This window comes from Massilia cavernae (assembly GCF_003590855.1).
Lineage (GTDB): Bacteria > Pseudomonadota > Gammaproteobacteria > Burkholderiales > Burkholderiaceae_D > Telluria_A > Telluria_A cavernae.
This window is the reverse complement of the sequence record NZ_QYUP01000089.1, coordinates 36,266-50,397: the sequence shown is the minus strand read 5'-3', so window position 1 is coordinate 50,397 and position 14,132 is coordinate 36,266. Positions and strand designations below refer to the sequence as shown.

Annotated in this window: 11 protein-coding genes and 3 pseudogenes; 6 read left to right on the top strand and 8 right to left on the bottom strand. The window is 69.3% G+C overall.

Features of this window, described 5'->3' with window-relative positions:
• Positions 1-3 precede the first annotated feature (3 nt).
• From D3872_RS09365 to D3872_RS09355, 3 genes are read right to left on the bottom strand one after another with little or no spacing between them, the layout of a single operon-like run.
• Entirely contained in the window at positions 4-801 is a 798-nt protein-coding gene (locus D3872_RS09365; protein ID WP_119810529.1) for a fumarylacetoacetate hydrolase family protein, read from the bottom strand.
• A 4-nt stretch (positions 802-805) separates the two neighbouring features.
• Positions 806-1,633: an alpha/beta fold hydrolase gene (locus D3872_RS09360; RefSeq protein ID WP_119810514.1), complete on the bottom strand. Its 828-nt coding sequence runs from the start codon at positions 1,631-1,633 to the stop codon at positions 806-808.
• Positions 1,634-1,667: 34 nt separating this feature from the next.
• Complete coding sequence (locus tag D3872_RS09355) at positions 1,668-2,621, bottom strand: flavin reductase (RefSeq protein WP_229459239.1); 954 nt, start codon at positions 2,619-2,621, stop codon at positions 1,668-1,670.
• A gap of 188 nt (positions 2,622-2,809) precedes the next feature.
• On the opposite strand from D3872_RS09355, the gene D3872_RS09350 reads away from it, so the two are divergent.
• Positions 2,810-4,006: an acyl-CoA dehydrogenase family protein gene (locus D3872_RS09350; RefSeq protein ID WP_119810513.1), complete on the top strand. Its 1,197-nt coding sequence runs from the start codon at positions 2,810-2,812 to the stop codon at positions 4,004-4,006.
• A gap of 58 nt (positions 4,007-4,064) precedes the next feature.
• Here the strand turns inward: D3872_RS09350 and D3872_RS09345 are convergent, their stop codons facing one another.
• The 4 genes and pseudogenes from D3872_RS09345 to D3872_RS26390 form a co-directional block, all read right to left on the bottom strand.
• Positions 4,065-6,257, bottom strand: coding sequence for a TonB-dependent receptor (locus tag D3872_RS09345; RefSeq protein WP_119810512.1), 2,193 nt, complete (start codon positions 6,255-6,257; stop codon positions 4,065-4,067).
• A gap of 144 nt (positions 6,258-6,401) precedes the next feature.
• Complete coding sequence (locus tag D3872_RS09340) at positions 6,402-7,961, bottom strand: amidase (protein WP_119810527.1); 1,560 nt, start codon at positions 7,959-7,961, stop codon at positions 6,402-6,404.
• 75 nt (positions 7,962-8,036) lie between these two features.
• The gene (locus D3872_RS26395) at positions 8,037-9,212 is read right to left on the bottom strand and encodes an acyl-CoA dehydrogenase family protein (RefSeq protein WP_274381706.1); all 1,176 of its coding nucleotides are present in this window, start codon (positions 9,210-9,212) and stop codon (positions 8,037-8,039) included.
• A gap of 48 nt (positions 9,213-9,260) precedes the next feature.
• A pseudogene (locus tag D3872_RS26390) lies at positions 9,261-10,328 on the bottom strand (acyl-CoA dehydrogenase family protein); the annotation flags it as partial.
• Between the two features lie 18 nt (positions 10,329-10,346).
• On the opposite strand from D3872_RS26390, the pseudogene D3872_RS26985 reads away from it, so the two are divergent.
• The 3 genes and pseudogenes from D3872_RS26985 to D3872_RS25645 all read left to right on the top strand — a co-directional run.
• Positions 10,347-11,015, top strand: a pseudogene (locus tag D3872_RS26985) (MFS transporter); the annotation flags it as partial.
• Between the two features lie 61 nt (positions 11,016-11,076).
• Complete coding sequence (locus D3872_RS26980) at positions 11,077-11,796, top strand: MFS transporter (protein WP_307719420.1); 720 nt, start codon at positions 11,077-11,079, stop codon at positions 11,794-11,796.
• The gene (locus D3872_RS25645; protein WP_182915746.1) at positions 11,793-11,969 is read left to right on the top strand and encodes a hypothetical protein; all 177 of its coding nucleotides are present in this window, start codon (positions 11,793-11,795) and stop codon (positions 11,967-11,969) included. Before D3872_RS26980 ends, D3872_RS25645 begins: the two co-directional genes overlap by 4 nt.
• Before the next feature lie 506 nt (positions 11,970-12,475).
• Here the strand turns inward: D3872_RS25645 and D3872_RS25250 are convergent.
• A complete protein-coding gene (locus D3872_RS25250) occupies positions 12,476-12,676 on the bottom strand; it encodes a hypothetical protein (RefSeq protein ID WP_147373843.1) in 201 nt (66 codons plus the stop codon).
• 198 nt (positions 12,677-12,874) lie between these two features.
• Between D3872_RS25250 and D3872_RS09325 the strand changes: the two genes are divergently transcribed.
• Both D3872_RS09325 and D3872_RS09320 read left to right on the top strand, forming a co-directional pair.
• Positions 12,875-13,663: an SDR family oxidoreductase gene (locus D3872_RS09325; RefSeq protein WP_370660956.1), complete on the top strand. Its 789-nt coding sequence runs from the start codon at positions 12,875-12,877 to the stop codon at positions 13,661-13,663.
• Positions 13,656-14,128 (top strand): annotated as a pseudogene (locus D3872_RS09320) (MaoC family dehydratase). The gene D3872_RS09325 and the pseudogene D3872_RS09320 overlap by 8 nt, the downstream one beginning before the upstream one ends.
• Positions 14,129-14,132: the final 4 nt, after the last annotated feature.

The following is a 14,132-nucleotide window of genomic DNA, read 5'->3' as shown; positions in this document are numbered from 1 at the left end:
TCTTTATTCGACAAAGTTGATGGAGCACCCGCCGAGGCCATGGATCTGCAGCGAGAAGGCGTCGCCGGCACTTACCGGCACCAGCGCGGCGAGCGAGCCGGACAGGATCAGTTCGCCGCTGCGGAACGGAATGCCGAAGCGGCCCAGGGTATTCGCCAGCCACGCCACCGCGGCGGCCGGATGGCCCTGCACCGCGGAGCCGAGGCCGCTGCAGGTGAGCGTGTTGTTGCGGTACAGGTCCATGCGCACCGCCGCCAAGTCGAGCGCGCGCGGCGCGGTGCGGCTGGCGCCGACCACGAACACGCCGCACGAGGCGTTGTCGGCCACCGTGTCCTGGATCCGGATTTCCCAGTTGCGCACGCGCGAGTCGACGATTTCGAAGCAGGGCGCGACCCAGTCGGTGGCGTCGAGCACGTCATCTAGCGTGATTGCCGTGCCGTGCAGGTCGTGCTTGAGCATGAAGGCGATCTCGCCTTCGGCGCGCGGCTGGATCAGGCCGGCCGCGGCGAGGCTGACGCTGGCGCTGGCGCCGTCCGGATACTGCATGGTATCGGTCAGGAAGCCGAAGTCGGGCTGGTGCACATTCAGCATCTTCTGCACCGGCTCCGAGGTGACGCCGATCTTCTTGCCGATCACGCGCTCGCCGGCCGCCTCGCGCCGCCTCAGCGTGTGCAGCGAGATGCGGTAGGCGTCGTCGAGCGTGATGGCGGCATGGCGCTCGGTCAAGGGGGCCAGCGTGGCGCCGCTGCGCCAGGCATGGAACAATTCGTCGCCGAGCGCGGCGACCAGGTCCTCCTGCATCGGGCTACCCATGATGGAGGAAGTCGATGCACATGCGGTTGAACATGGCGCGGTGCTCGACCTGCACCCAGTGGCCGCAGCGGTTGACCAGGATGGTGCGGATGTTGCGGCAATGCGCCATCAGCTTATCGGCGCCGCTGGCCGGATTGAACTGGTCGTCGACGCCCCAGAACGCCAGCACCGGGCAGCTCAGTTCGGCCAGGCGTGAGGTCATGTCGGGCACTTTCAGGATCGAACGCGCGGCCTGGGTCTGGGTGGCGGCGATCGGCGCGCGCTCGGCCAGGATGGCGTCGGTCAGCAGTGACGGGTCGTACAGCTGCATGGTCATCACGGCGCGCATGGCGTCGACGCCGGTCAGCATCGACTTGTAGACGGCGAACATGTTGGCCACGCCCGGCATGGCCAGGTAGGTGTCGAGCTGCTCGACGCCGCCCGGGGCCATCAGGATCAGGCGGCCGACATCCTCGGGATAGGCCAGCGCGTAGCCGATTGCGATCGCGCCGCCCAGCGAGTTGCCGAGCAGGGTCACCTGCTTGAGACCGAGCGCATCGACCAGGCCCTTGACGCCGGCGATGAAGAAGTCGAGGTCGTACTGCAGCAGGTCGGGTTTGCTCGACAGGCCGTAGCCGAGCAGGTCGGGCACGATGCTGCGGTAGCCGGCTTCGGCGAACTCAGGGAAGTTGCCCTTGAAGTTGCTGTAGCCGCTGGCGCCGGCGCCGGCGCCATGCAGGAAGATCACCGGCGCGCCGCTGCCGCTGTCGTGGTAGTGGATCTGGTGGCCGTTGCCGATGTCGGCGAAGTGGCCGACCGGGATGGGTGACTGCTGTTCCATGGTTTCCTTGTGGTGGATGGCAAACTGAATCGGGTTAGGCCCACAGGCTGGGCAGCCCCCGGTCGGTGGTGCCGACCAGGGTCTTGAGCAACTGGCGCAGCGCGGTGCCCTGCAGCGCGCCGATCCGTCCGCCAAGGTCGGCCTCGACCGCCTTGGCCGCAGCCAGGATGTGCAGGATGGCGTCGCTGCCGGCCGGACTCAGGCTGTAGCCGCCGCTGTCGCGGCGCAGCAGGCCGCGCGCGCAGGCCGCATCCAGCACCGCTTCGCTGGTCTCGAACCCGGTGTCGGCCATGTGGGCGGCGATTTCCGCCAGCGACATCGGCTGCCGCACGCTCAGCAGCGAGAGCAGGAAGAATTCGGGGTCGCTGATCCGCTTCTCGGCCAGCATCGGGCGGAAGCGCGCCATGAACTGGTAGTGGGCGCGCCCCAGCAGGTAGCCGAGCATGTCTTCGGAAAACGCGCCCACCTGCGGCGCCGCGGCCGCCTTGGGCGGCTCGCCCTTGTGCGCGGCGATGGCGTAGGCGCCGGAGACGTACAGCAGCGGCGCCAGTTCGGCGCGGTCATAGGCGATCACCTCGCCGACGAAGATGATATGGTCGCCGCCCTCGTACTGGAACACCGAGCGGCACTGGAAGCGCGCGCTGCAGCCGGGCAGCAGCGGCATGCCCGTGGCGCAGTCCTCGAGCGGCAGGCCGGCGAACTTGTCCTCGCCGGCGCGCGCGAAGCGGTTCGACAGCGCGTCCTGGTCGCTGGCCAGTACGTGCACGTTCCAGTACGGCGCGGCGGAAAACGCCGGCAGGCTGCGCGCGCTTTTGGCAAGGCTCCACAACACCATCGGCGGATCCAGCGACACCGAGTTGAAGCTGTTGGCGGTCATGCCGACCGCAACGCCGTCGTCGCCCTTGGTGGTGACGATGGTGACGCCGGTGGCGAACATGCTCAGCGCCTGGCGAAAGTCGCGCGGGTCGAATGCGCTCGAAGTGTCCACGGTTGCTCCCTTTTCTGATGTACAGGATCAGCTTGCGGCAGTTGGGCGCGGGCGGAATCCTCCACTTGGACTAGTCATGCGCGCCGCGTTAGTCCGCTCAGACGATGAAGCGGCGTGGCGGCGGTGGGAACATGCCTTCATGCCCCGCGCGTGGCGCGGCGTACAAACTACCGACAACGAGGAGTGAGATGAGCAGGCCTAACGAAACCTATATGACGCTCGATGCGATCAGGCTGATTGAAAGCGCACGCGCGCTGGTGCCGGTGCTGGCGGCGCGCGCCGCCGAGGCGGAAAAGGCCGGCAAGGTGCCGGTGGAGACCATTCGCGACCTGCAGGAAGCGGGACTGTTCCGGGTGCTGCAGCCGCGCCGCTTCGGCGGCTACGAGCTCGATCCGCGCGTGTTCTACCAGGTCCAGATGACGCTCGCGGAAGGCTGCATGTCGACCGCCTGGATCTATGGCGTGATCGGGGTCCACAACTGGCAGCTGCCCTTGTTCCCGGAACAGGCGCAGCAAGACGTCTGGTCGGGCGGCACCGGCACCTTGATCGCCTCGACTTACATGCCGACAGGAAAGGCCGAGCCGGTCGAGGGCGGCTACCGCTTCTCCGGCCGCTGGTCGTTCTCCAGCGGGGTCGAACATTGCCAATGGATCTTCCTGGGCGGCTTGCTGCCGAAGCAGGACGGTTCCGGCGCGCTCGAACACACCACCTTCCTGCTGCCGGCAGCCGACTTCACGATCGTGCATAACTGGGACGTCCTTGGCCTGCGCGCGACCGGCAGCCACGACATCGTCGTCGAGGACGTGTTCGTGCCGGCCCACCGCACCCAGCGCACCAACGACCACAGCGACGCCGGCTGCCCGGGGCGCGCGCACAACTCGGCGCCCCTGTACAAGATCCCGTTCACCCAGGTGTTCCAGCGCGCCGTTTCGGGCGCGTGCATTGGCGCCCTGCAGGGAGCGATCGACGATTTTCGCCGGCGCGCCGCAGCCCACGTCGGCAAGCACGGCGGCAAGACGGCGGAAGACCCGAACGCGCAAAGCGCGGTGTCGGAAGCGATGATGACGGTCGACGCCCTCAAGCTGGTGTTGATGCGCAATATCGCGCGCGTGGTCGAGTGCGCGGTCACCGGCGAGCGGATGTCGGTCGAGGACCGCCTGCTGCAGCGCGCCCAGTCGGCCCAGGTGCCGAAGGTGTGCGCCGAGCGGGTCGATGCGCTGATGCGCGCTAGCGCCGCCTCGGGCATGTACAAGACCAACCCGGTCGAGCGTACGCTGCGCGACATCTACCAGTCGCGTGGCCACATCGCCAACAACACCGACGCCTACGCGCGCGCGCATGGCGCCGTCATGCTTGGTTTGCCGAACGCCGATCCTTTCGTGTAAGCGCCAGGGCGGTAAGAAAAGAGGCCGGGTGCTGATGCGCACCCGGCCTTTTCTTTTCTTAGAACGTGGATTTCAGCGTAGCGCCGATGGTGCGCGGCGGCGCATAGTAGGCCTGGCGCAGGTTGCCGAAGCCGGGACCGAAATCGATGTAGTTGGCCACGTGCTCCTTGTCGAGCGCATTGCGCGCCCAGAACGCGATCTCATGGCGCGTGCCGCCGACCGCAATACCCGACAGCGCCAGGCGCAGGTTGAGGAAGCCCGCCGCGGCGATCCGGCTGTTGCCGGCCACCGCGGAGGACGGGTCGGTTTGCCGCAGCTGGTAAGGATAGCTGTAATGCGAAGCGGAATACACGTAGTCGGCCAGCGCGCGCCAGGTGCCGTAGGAGTTGCGGCTGAGGGTGGCGTCGGCCAGCAGGTTCAGGCTGTGCCTCGGCGCGTGCACCATGGCACGGTTGTCGGCGACGTTGACGCCACGGTCGATGAATTCGTCGTAGTGCGCGCTGAGGTAACCATAGCTGGCCTGCAGGCGCAGGTCCTGGGCCGGACGCGTGCCGAATTCGAGTTCCAGCCCGCGCGTGGTGGCCTTGCCGGCGTTGCGGATGTTCGACGCCGCCGCGCCCTGGGCGGTGAAGATCGATTCCTGCAGGTCGGTGGTGAGGTTGTTGAACAGCGCCAGGTTGAGGGTAGTCCCGCCGGCCAGCGTGGTCTTCAGGCCCGCTTCGACCGACTTCAGCTTCTCGGGCCGGAACGGGGTCAAGGTTTCGACGACGTCGCTCGCCTCGCCGTTGAAGCCGCCGCTCTTGAAGCCTTCGGCGTACTTGGCGTAGACGTTGACGCGCGCGTTGACTTTGTAACCGACGCTGAGCAATGGCGTCGTCGCGCGGAAGGTCGCCGCGCCGGCGGTGCCAAACGGTACCGACACGCCCGGGCCGGCCAGGAAGCGGGAAATGGTTTTGTCTTCTTCGGTGTAGCGCAGGCCGGCGCTGACCCTGAGCTGTTCGGTGATCTGGTAATCCAGCTGCGCGTAGGCCGACTTCGCGTCGGTGGTGAAACCGTATTGCGAATCGTAGTTGGCGGCGCCGAAGAAGAACGACTGCGGATTGTTGGTGAAGCCATCGTCGCGGAATGCGTACAGCCCCATCACGTAAAACCAGGCGCCGCGCTGGCCGGTCAGTTGCAGTTCGGCCGACCGTTGCCGGTAGGTCGAATGGCGCTCCGCCTGCGCCAGCGGGATCGGCGAGCCGTCCAGGTCAAGGCCGTCGTCCCAAGTCAGGGCGCGGGTGGCGACAGTGGCCTTCAGGGTGTTGCCGGCGTCGAGCTTCCAGTCGGCGCTCAGCGCGTGGCCGTCGCTGTCCATCTTTTCCAGCGATGGCGCGTCGACGCTGGCGCGTTCGGTGCGCCCCTGCGTGACGACGATGCCGGGAACAGGCAAGTCGGAATGCACCACCTGCGAGAAGCTGCCGTTCTGGTCGGCGCGGCTGGCGTCGTAGCGGTAGCTGAACTGGACGTCTTCGCTGGCATCGGCGTCGAGCGCGATGCGGGCGGACTGGCCGTCGCGGTTGTTCAGCTCCGGCACCGAGCTGCCCGGCGTGGTGGTGACCCAGCCGTCGCGCCGTTCTGCGCGCATGCCCACCGTGGCCTTGAAGATGCCCACGCGCGGCAGGTCGAGCGTGGCCTTGCCGACCCGCGCGCGGTAGTTGCCCACCTCGAGCGTGGCGGATCCGCCCAGTTCGCCGGATGGCTTGCGGGTGATGAAGTTGATCGCGCCGGCCATCGTGTTGCGCCCGTACAGGGTGCCTTGCGGGCCGCGCAGCACCTCGACCCGTTCGAGGTCGACCAGGTCCATCACCGCGCCTTGCACCTTGCCCGAATAGACGCCGTCGACGTACATGCCCACCGTCGGCTCCCAGAACAGCGCGGGATTGATGGTGACCGAGCCGCGGATCGAGATCTGCGCCGCCGTCGAATTGCCGGGGGTGTGGGTGACGGCCAGGTTGGGCGCGATCGAGCCGAGGTTAGCGACGTTGTCCAGGCCGCGCATCTCGAGTTCGCGGGCGCTGAGAGCGGTGGCCGCGACCGGCACGTCCTGCAGTTTTTCCTTGCGCTTCTGGGCGGTGACCATCACCACTTGCGGCGCGTCGTCGGTGGCGGCGGGCGGCGGGCTCTGGGCGAGGGCAGGGGCCGCGAAGGCGGCCCCGAGCAGCTGTGCCAGCAGGGTTAGTCGGTATTTCGCATGGATGGTTGGATGCATTTTGTCCCTTATGAATTTTTTTTGCGGAAGTGCAGCGCCCCGAAGCGAAGCGTGCCTTGCTTGATCATAAAGACTGAACGAAATACACCATCGTCCATGCGGACTAGCGGCGCTGGAGCGCCCCCGGAACGGGGGCGTTGCGGCTCAGAGCTGGGCGCGGCGCTGGGCCCAGGGACGTTCGCGCTCGAGTTGCGCGGCGAGGCGGAACAGCAGGCCTTCGGCGCCGATGCGTGCGGTGAACATCATGCCGATCGGCAGGCCGTCATCGCTCCAGCCGAGCGGCACCGACATCGACGGCTGGCCGCCCACGTTGGCCGGGAGGGTAAATGCGGCGCTGCCCATCGCGGCGCGGGCGTACGACTCGTAGGCCTGGTCGAGCGACAGCGCGCCTAGCAGCGGGGTGACGGTGGCGGTCACCGGCGACAGGATCACATCGTATTTGGCCAGCATGCTTTCCATGCCCATGGTGATGCTCTCGAAGCCCTGGCGTGCGCGGTACAGGCCTTCGCCGGTGACGGTGGCGCCGTTGCGCAGGATGTGGTGGGTAACCTGCTCCAGCTCATCGGTGGCAAGCGCGCGCCCGAGCTGCTGCTCGCGGTCGCGCACGGTGGCCAGCAAGGCCGCGCCGACCACGGCGCCGTGCGAGCCGAACAGCTGGCGCGGATCGAGCCCCAGGCGGTCGGCGTCGACATGGTGGCCGAGGCCGAGCAGCAGCTTCACGGTGTCGTCGAGAGTGCGGCGGATGGCCGGATCGAGCGGGGCGCCCGTCAGCGCATCGGCGACCAGGGCGACGCGCAGCTTGCCAGGCGCTCGCTTGAGCTCGGCGACAAAGGGGCGCTCCAGCGGTGCGCTCCAGTACGGGCTGCCCGCTTCGTGGCCGTGGCCCACGTCGAGCAGCAAGGCCGAATCGCGCACGCTGCGCGAGACCACGTGGCCGACGCTGGCGCCGAACCAGCCTTCGTAGCGCAGCGGTCCGGACGGCGTGCGGTAGCGGCTCGGCTTCAGGCCGAACAGGCCGCAGTACGAGGCCGGGATGCGGATCGAGCCGCCGCCGTCGGTGGCGTGGGCGGCCGGGATGATGCCGGCCGCCACCGCGGCGGCCGCGCCGCCGGACGAGCCGCCGGCGCTGTGCGCCAGGTTCCACGGATTGCGGGTCTGGCCCCACTGGCGCGATTCGGTGGTCGTGCTCAGGCCGAACTCGGGCGAGGAGGTCTTGCCGAACACCACCGAACCTGCCGCTTCGTAGCGCTCGACCAGGGTGCTGCTGCGCTCGGCTGGTGGGGCGTCGCGGAACAGCCGGCTGCCGTGGGTGGTGACGGTGCCCGCCACCTGGGTTTGCAGGTCCTTGACCAGCATCGGCACCCCGGCCAGTGCGCCGCCGCGGCCGGCGCCGCCAGCCAGCAGCGCGCGCGCACGTTCGTCGTGGCGCATCACCACCGCATTGACGCGCGGGTTGACCGCATCGCAGCGCGCCATCGCCGCCGCCATCAGTTCGGCCCCGCTGAGCTGGCGGCGCCGTACCGCCTCGGCCATCGCGGTGGCGTCCAGCGCCAGGTAGTCGGCGCTGCTGATGGCGCCGCGGGGAGCGGCCTGCGCCGCGCGCGCGAACGGGCCGAGCAGGGCGGCGCCGGCGGCCAGGGTGCCGCCCGCGAGCAGGCGGCGGCGGCCGTTGTCGGGAACGCCGGATGGGGTAGGTTTGGTCATGTACTGGTTCCTGTCGATAAAGGTGGTCAAGGCGATATTTGCAGCCCGTTTCGCTGGCTGCAACGTCCCAACGGACTAGGCTGCGGCGCGGCGCGGCTCTCCCGGCATCCCGAGCCCGCGCTCGGCAATGATGTTGAGCTGGATTTCATTGGTGCCAGCATAAATCGTATCGGCCCGGCTGAACAGGAACAAGGCTTGCAGGCGGCTGCGGCGGGCATCGTCCGGCGCGACCAGGTTGCCGTCGGCGCCCAGCACGTCCATCGCCAGTTCGCCCAGCGCCCGGTGCCAGTTCGACCACAGGTACTTGTGGATCAGCCCGGCGTGGCCGGCCGCGTCGGACAGCATCCGCAGCGCGTTGTAGCGCATGGCGTGCAGGCCGGCGCGGGCCTGGCCGATGCGGCGCCGCAGCACCGGGTCGCGCCAGGCGCCGTTGGCGCGCGCGGCGTCGGCCACCAGCTCGAGTTCATGGCGGAAATGCATCTGCTGGCCCAGCGTCGACATGCCGCGCTCGGCGACCAGCAGGTCCATGGCGATGCGCCAGCCGTCGCCGGGCGCGCCGACGACGTCGGCGGCGCTGGCCCGGGCGCCGTCGAAGAATACTTCGTTGAACTCGGACGAACCGCCGATCTGGCGGATCGGCCGCACCGTCACGCCGGGCTGGTCGAGCGGCATCAGCAGGAAGATCAGGCCCTGCTTGCCGCGCGTGCCCGGCTTGCAGCGCGCCAGCACGAAGATCCAGTCCGCTTCATGCGCCAGCGAGGTCCAGACTTTCTGGCCGTGCACCAGCCAGTCGCCGCCGGCATCCTGCACCGCCCTGGTCTGGACGTTGGCCAGGTCCGAGCCGGCATGGGGTTCCGAATAACCCTGGCACCAGAACATCGTGCCGTTGCGGATGCCGGGCAGGAAACGCGCCTGCTGGTCCGCGCTGCCGTGCGCGATCAGGGTAGGGCCGATCAGCCCTTCGCCGATGTGGCCCATCCTGCCCGGCCCGCCGGCGCGCGCGTACTCCTCGTGGACCACCAGCTGCTGGGCGGGCGGCAGCTCCCGTCCGCCGGCGCTGCGCGGCCAGCCGACGCAGGTCCAGCCGCCGGCCGCCAGTTCCGCTTCCCATGCCTTGCGCTCGCGCGGGAAGGCGTCCTCGTCGCCCGGGCCGCCCCGGTGATGCAGCGGCGCGTACTGGCCCTTCAGGTGCTGGTGCATCCATGCCGCGACTTCGGCGCGCAGGCCGGCGTGCTCGCCTCCTGTTTGCAGCGGCGGCGCTTCCTCCAGCAGGGCGGTGCAGCCGGCGTCGTCGCCCAGCCAGTGGCGCGCCGCCTGCGCGCGCTTGAAGTACAGGTGCGGATCGTACTCCCAGGTGAAGCCCACGCCGCCGTGCAACTGGATCGCCTCCTGCGCGCAGAAGAACAGCGCCGTGCCGGCGGCATCCTTGGCGCAGGCCGCCTCGAACCCGAGCGCGCCGTCCGGCAGCGCGGACGCAGCCCGCAGCGCCCCATACACGGCCGCGCGCGCCGCTTCCAGCATGACGAGCATCTGCGCGCAGCGGTGCTTGACGGCCTGGAACGAGGCGACTGTCCGGCCGAACTGGTTGCGCTGCCTGACGTAGTCCAGGGTCAGGTCCAGGCATTGCCAGGCGCTGCCGACCTGTTCCGCGGCCAGCGCAAGCATGGCCAGGTGGACGGTCTTGTGCAAACCGGCGCCGAGGGCGGCCGGGTTGTCCTCCGGGTCGATGCGGATGCCGGCGGCCTGTTTCAGTGCCAGCCGCGCGATCGAGCGCGTCGCATCCAGGGCCGGCAACGCCGTCACGGCCACGCCGTCGGCATTCGCGTCGAGCGCGAACAGGCCGAATGCGCCGGGTTGCCAGTCCAGGCGTGCCGGCACCAGCAGCAGTGCGGCCTGGGCCGCGCCGGGCACCTGCGCGACCTCGCCGCTCAGTGCGTAGCCGGCGCCGTGGCGGCTGGCGCTCACGGTACACGCGGCCGGATCCCAGCCGGCCGGCGCCGGCAGTGCCAGCGCGGCGCCGAGCGTGCCGGCGGCCAGCGCCGGCAGGTAGCGCTGCTGCATCGCCGGGGTGGCGGCATGCAGCAGGGCGTCGGCCGCCAGGCAGGCGCTGGCCAGGTAGGGCACGGGCGCCAGGCGCCGGCCCATCTGCTCCATCAGCAGCGCGCGTTCGACCTGTCCCATGCCCATCCCGCCCAGCGCCGACGGGATGGCGACGCCGCACCAGCCCAGTTCTTCGCCCATTGCGCGCCACAGGCCGGCGTCGTGGCCATGCGCCTGCCGCATCGCGGCCGAGCCGCTTTGTGCGGCCAGGAAGGCGGCCGCCGCGTCGCGGATCATTTCCTGTTCCGGGGTCAGTGCGAAATCCATGCTGGTTTTCCTAGTTAGATGCGATGCCTTCAAGGTAGGGCCGCGCCAGTTGCGCGGCGTCGTCCGAAGGGACGATGCCCCGCTTGCGCGGCGGCGCGACCATGTATAAACCGCATCCAACCTGGACCCGCCATGCAAGCCACACCGATCCCAACCGTTTCTCCCCGCGCCCACCTCAGCCTGGCGCTGCTGGCGCTGGTGTATATCTTTTCCTATATCGACCGCCAGGTCATCTCGATCCTGATCGAGCCGATCAAGCGTGAGTTCGGCGTCTCCGATACCGCGATGGGGATGCTGACCGGCCTCGCGTTCGCAATTCTGTACGCCGGCCTCGCCGTGCCGGTCGGCAAGCTGGCGGACCGCGGCAACCGCCGCAACATCGTCGCTTTCTGCTGCGCGCTGTGGAGCCTGGCCACGCTCGCCTGCGGCCTCGTGCCCAGGTTCTGGATGCTGGTGGTGGCGCGCATGTCGGTGGCGGTCGGCGAAGCGGGCGGCATGGCGCCGTCGATCGCGCTGGTATCCGACCTGTATCCGAAAGAGCGGCGTTCGCTGGTGATCACCCTGTTCATGATGGGACCGAACCTGGGCGTGCTGATCGGCCTGGCGCTGGGCGGCTGGATCGCGCAGCAGTACGGCTGGCGCGCGACCTTCGTGTGGTTCGGCGTGCCCGGAATGGTGCTGGCAGGGCTGGTCTGGCTGCTGGTGAAAGAACCGCGCCGCGGCGCCTTCGAAGCGCCGGCGCCGGCCGATGCGCAACCGTCGGCGGATGCTGGCGCTACTGGCGATCCCGGCGTTCCGCAACGTCTGCCTGGCCTGCGGCGTCGCCGGCGTCGCGGGGTACGGCTACGGGGTCTGGACGCCGAGCTACCTGGTGCGCTCGCATGGCATGTCGCTCGCCCATGCCGGCCTGGTGTTCGGAGTGGTCAGCGGCGTCGGCGCGATCGTGGGTGCGCTGCTCAGCGGCCTGCTGTGCGATAAGCTGGTGCGGCGCGACACGCGCTGGCAGCTCGGCCTGCCGATGCTGGGCGTGGCGTTGAGCATTCCGGCCTCGCTGGCGTTCTTCCTGTGGCCGAGCGGCGGCCACTGGATGCTCGGCGCGCTGAAGGTGCCGCATCCCGATCGCGTTCGCATTCATATTTGCGCTGTTCGCCAGCTGGTGGCCGGCGCTGTCGTACAGCGCCACCAGCCACATGGTGCCGGCGCACCAGCGCAGCACCGCGGCCGCCACGCTGAACCTGTTCATGACGCTGCTCGGCCTCGGCATCGGCCCGATGGCGATCGGCTCCCTGAGCGACTGGTTCCTGCCGCTGTACGGCCAGGAGGGCTTGCGCTACGCACTGGCCAGCGCGATGTGCCTGATGGTGTCTCGGTCGTCCTGTACGGCCTGGCGATGTCGCCTTACCGCACGCGGCTGGCGTCGATGGCGCCTGCGGCCCACCCCTTTGGTAAGCGAGAAATAGCAGAATGACTGCATCTTCCCCTGTGGTGCTGGTCACCGGCGCCAGCCCGGCAATCGGCGCCGCCACGGCTTGGGCTTTCGGCGGGGGGGCTAGCGCGACCACGCTCACCGCGATCACCGCCCGCAGCCAGGTCGCAGGCGAACCCGCTCCAGAGCACCACCACCAGGTTGCGCCGGCCTGACGCAGCGGCTGGCGGCAGCCTCGCCACCACCGCGGCGGCGCTCGATGTGCGGTGGGCGCCCGACGTGTTCGTCCATCCGATCTTGGATCCTGATGGTCGCGCGCCTCGCTCGAGCCTGCGCGTCCGATGCGGTGCTGGCGCGGCTTCGCCGGGTCGACTGTTGATCACCAATGCGGTCACCGGCCGCGAGATGAACGCCATGCTGCCGACCTGGACGACGCCGGCTGGCGGCACCCTGCACGGCAATGTGGTGTGGCGCCATTGCGCCTGGTGCCCGCCTGCTTGCCGCATGATCGCCAAGGCGGCGGCCAGGTCAATCAACGTTGTTCGCGCGCCGGCAAGAGCGGACCCTGCGGTGGCGGCCGACCCAGGCGGCCTGGGGCTTCGCCTACGGCCGCTTTCGAAGGCGGCGATGGCGCGCAATGGCTGGCTGGCATCAACCTCGAACACGGCGCACAGGGCTGCGCGCCTTCGCGTCAACCCGGGCCTGGTCAGCACCGAGCCGGTCACGCCACCTGGGGCGAACGGCGGGCGCACTGGAGCAGCGCTACGGCTGCGATTGAAGCGGCTGCGATCGCTGCCACCTTGCTGTGGCTGGCCACCGACCGGACGCGGCGGGCGCTGTCAAGGTCGGCCGGATGCTCGACTGTCAGCCCCTCGCGCGCGAGCGCGGGCTGGGGCGGGAGTGATCTGGATAAGCCCCCCATACAGCGTGCGCGCCTGGCTTGCACGCCACGGCGGCTCCCAGCATGGCGCCGCTGCCCGACTGGCCCGATCCGGCGCGAGCTGGGATGGAGCGCCCGGAACCGTCCCAGCGCCTGCGGCCGACCCACCTCCGGCGCGGCCGATGTCCGCGGGCGCACCAAGTCGACCATTGAATTACTGAACCACGAGAATCGAGACCCATGAAACCGAGCTCCCAGTATGTCCCGCCGCACGGCCCTGTTGGCCGGCACTCGTCTCGTCACCTCCGCCGCCGGCGCCGGCATCGGCTTCGCGGCCGCGCTGCGCTGCGCCGAAGAAGGCTGCCGCGCCTGTTCATCTCCGACGTGCACGCAGTCGGGCCGTTGGCGAAGCGGGTCGGGGCGATCCCAGCAAAGCCGGCCTTGGCAGGAAGTGCACGGCCAGCTGTTGCGACGTCAGCAAGGGAAGACCAGGTGCAGTCGCTGGTCGGCGCCGCCGAAAGCGTGATGGGCGGCACCGACGTGCTGATCAACAATGCCGGCCTCGGCACCAGCAAGCTGGTGGTGGAGATGGGCGATGACGAATGGCACAAGGTGATCGACGTCACGCTGACCGGCACCTTCCGCATGACGCGCGCGATGCTCAAGGCGATGCAGCCGCGCGGGCGCGGCGTGATTGTCAACAACGCCTCGGTGCTGGGCTGGCGCGCGCAGGCCGAGCAGGCGCACTACGCCGCGGCCAAGGCCGGGGTGATGGCGCTGACGCGCTGCAGCGCCCTCGAAGCGGCCCCCTTCGGCGTGCGGATCAACGCCGTCGCGCCGTCGATCGCGGTGCACGCCTTCCTGAAGAAATCCGCCTCCGAGGAACTGCTCGACGAGCTGACCAGCAAGGAGGCGTTCGGCCGCGGCGCCGAGCCTTGGGAAGTGGCCAACGTCATGGTCTTCCTGGCCAGCGACTATGCCTCCTACATGACCGGCGAAGTGGTGTCGGTGAGTGCCCAGCATGCGTGACGACAGCACCGGCAAGCGCTTCGGATCCGTCGCCGCGGTGATGGCGGCCCAGGGCTGCGACCTCGGCGTGACAGAGTGGATGACGCTCGGCCAGGACCGGATCGACCTGTTCGCCGATGCCACCGGCGACCACCAGTGGATCCACGTCGACCCGGTGCGCGCCGCCGAGGGCCGTTCGGCGCCTGCGTCGCGCACGGCTACCTGACCCTGGCGCTGGCAAACTGCTTCCTTCCGCAGCTGGTCGCCTACGACCGCCTGAAGATGGGCGTCAACTATGGCTGCGACAGGGTGCGCTTCCCGGCGCCGGTGGCGGCCGGCGCGCGCGTGCGCGGCCACGGCCTGGTGCTGCGCGCCGAGGAGGCGGGCGGCGGCGTGCAGGTCACCGTGCGCATCACTGTCGAGATCGAAGGCTCCGAACGTCCCGGCTGCGTGGCCGATACCATCAGCCGCCTGTTCTTCGAATAAGGAG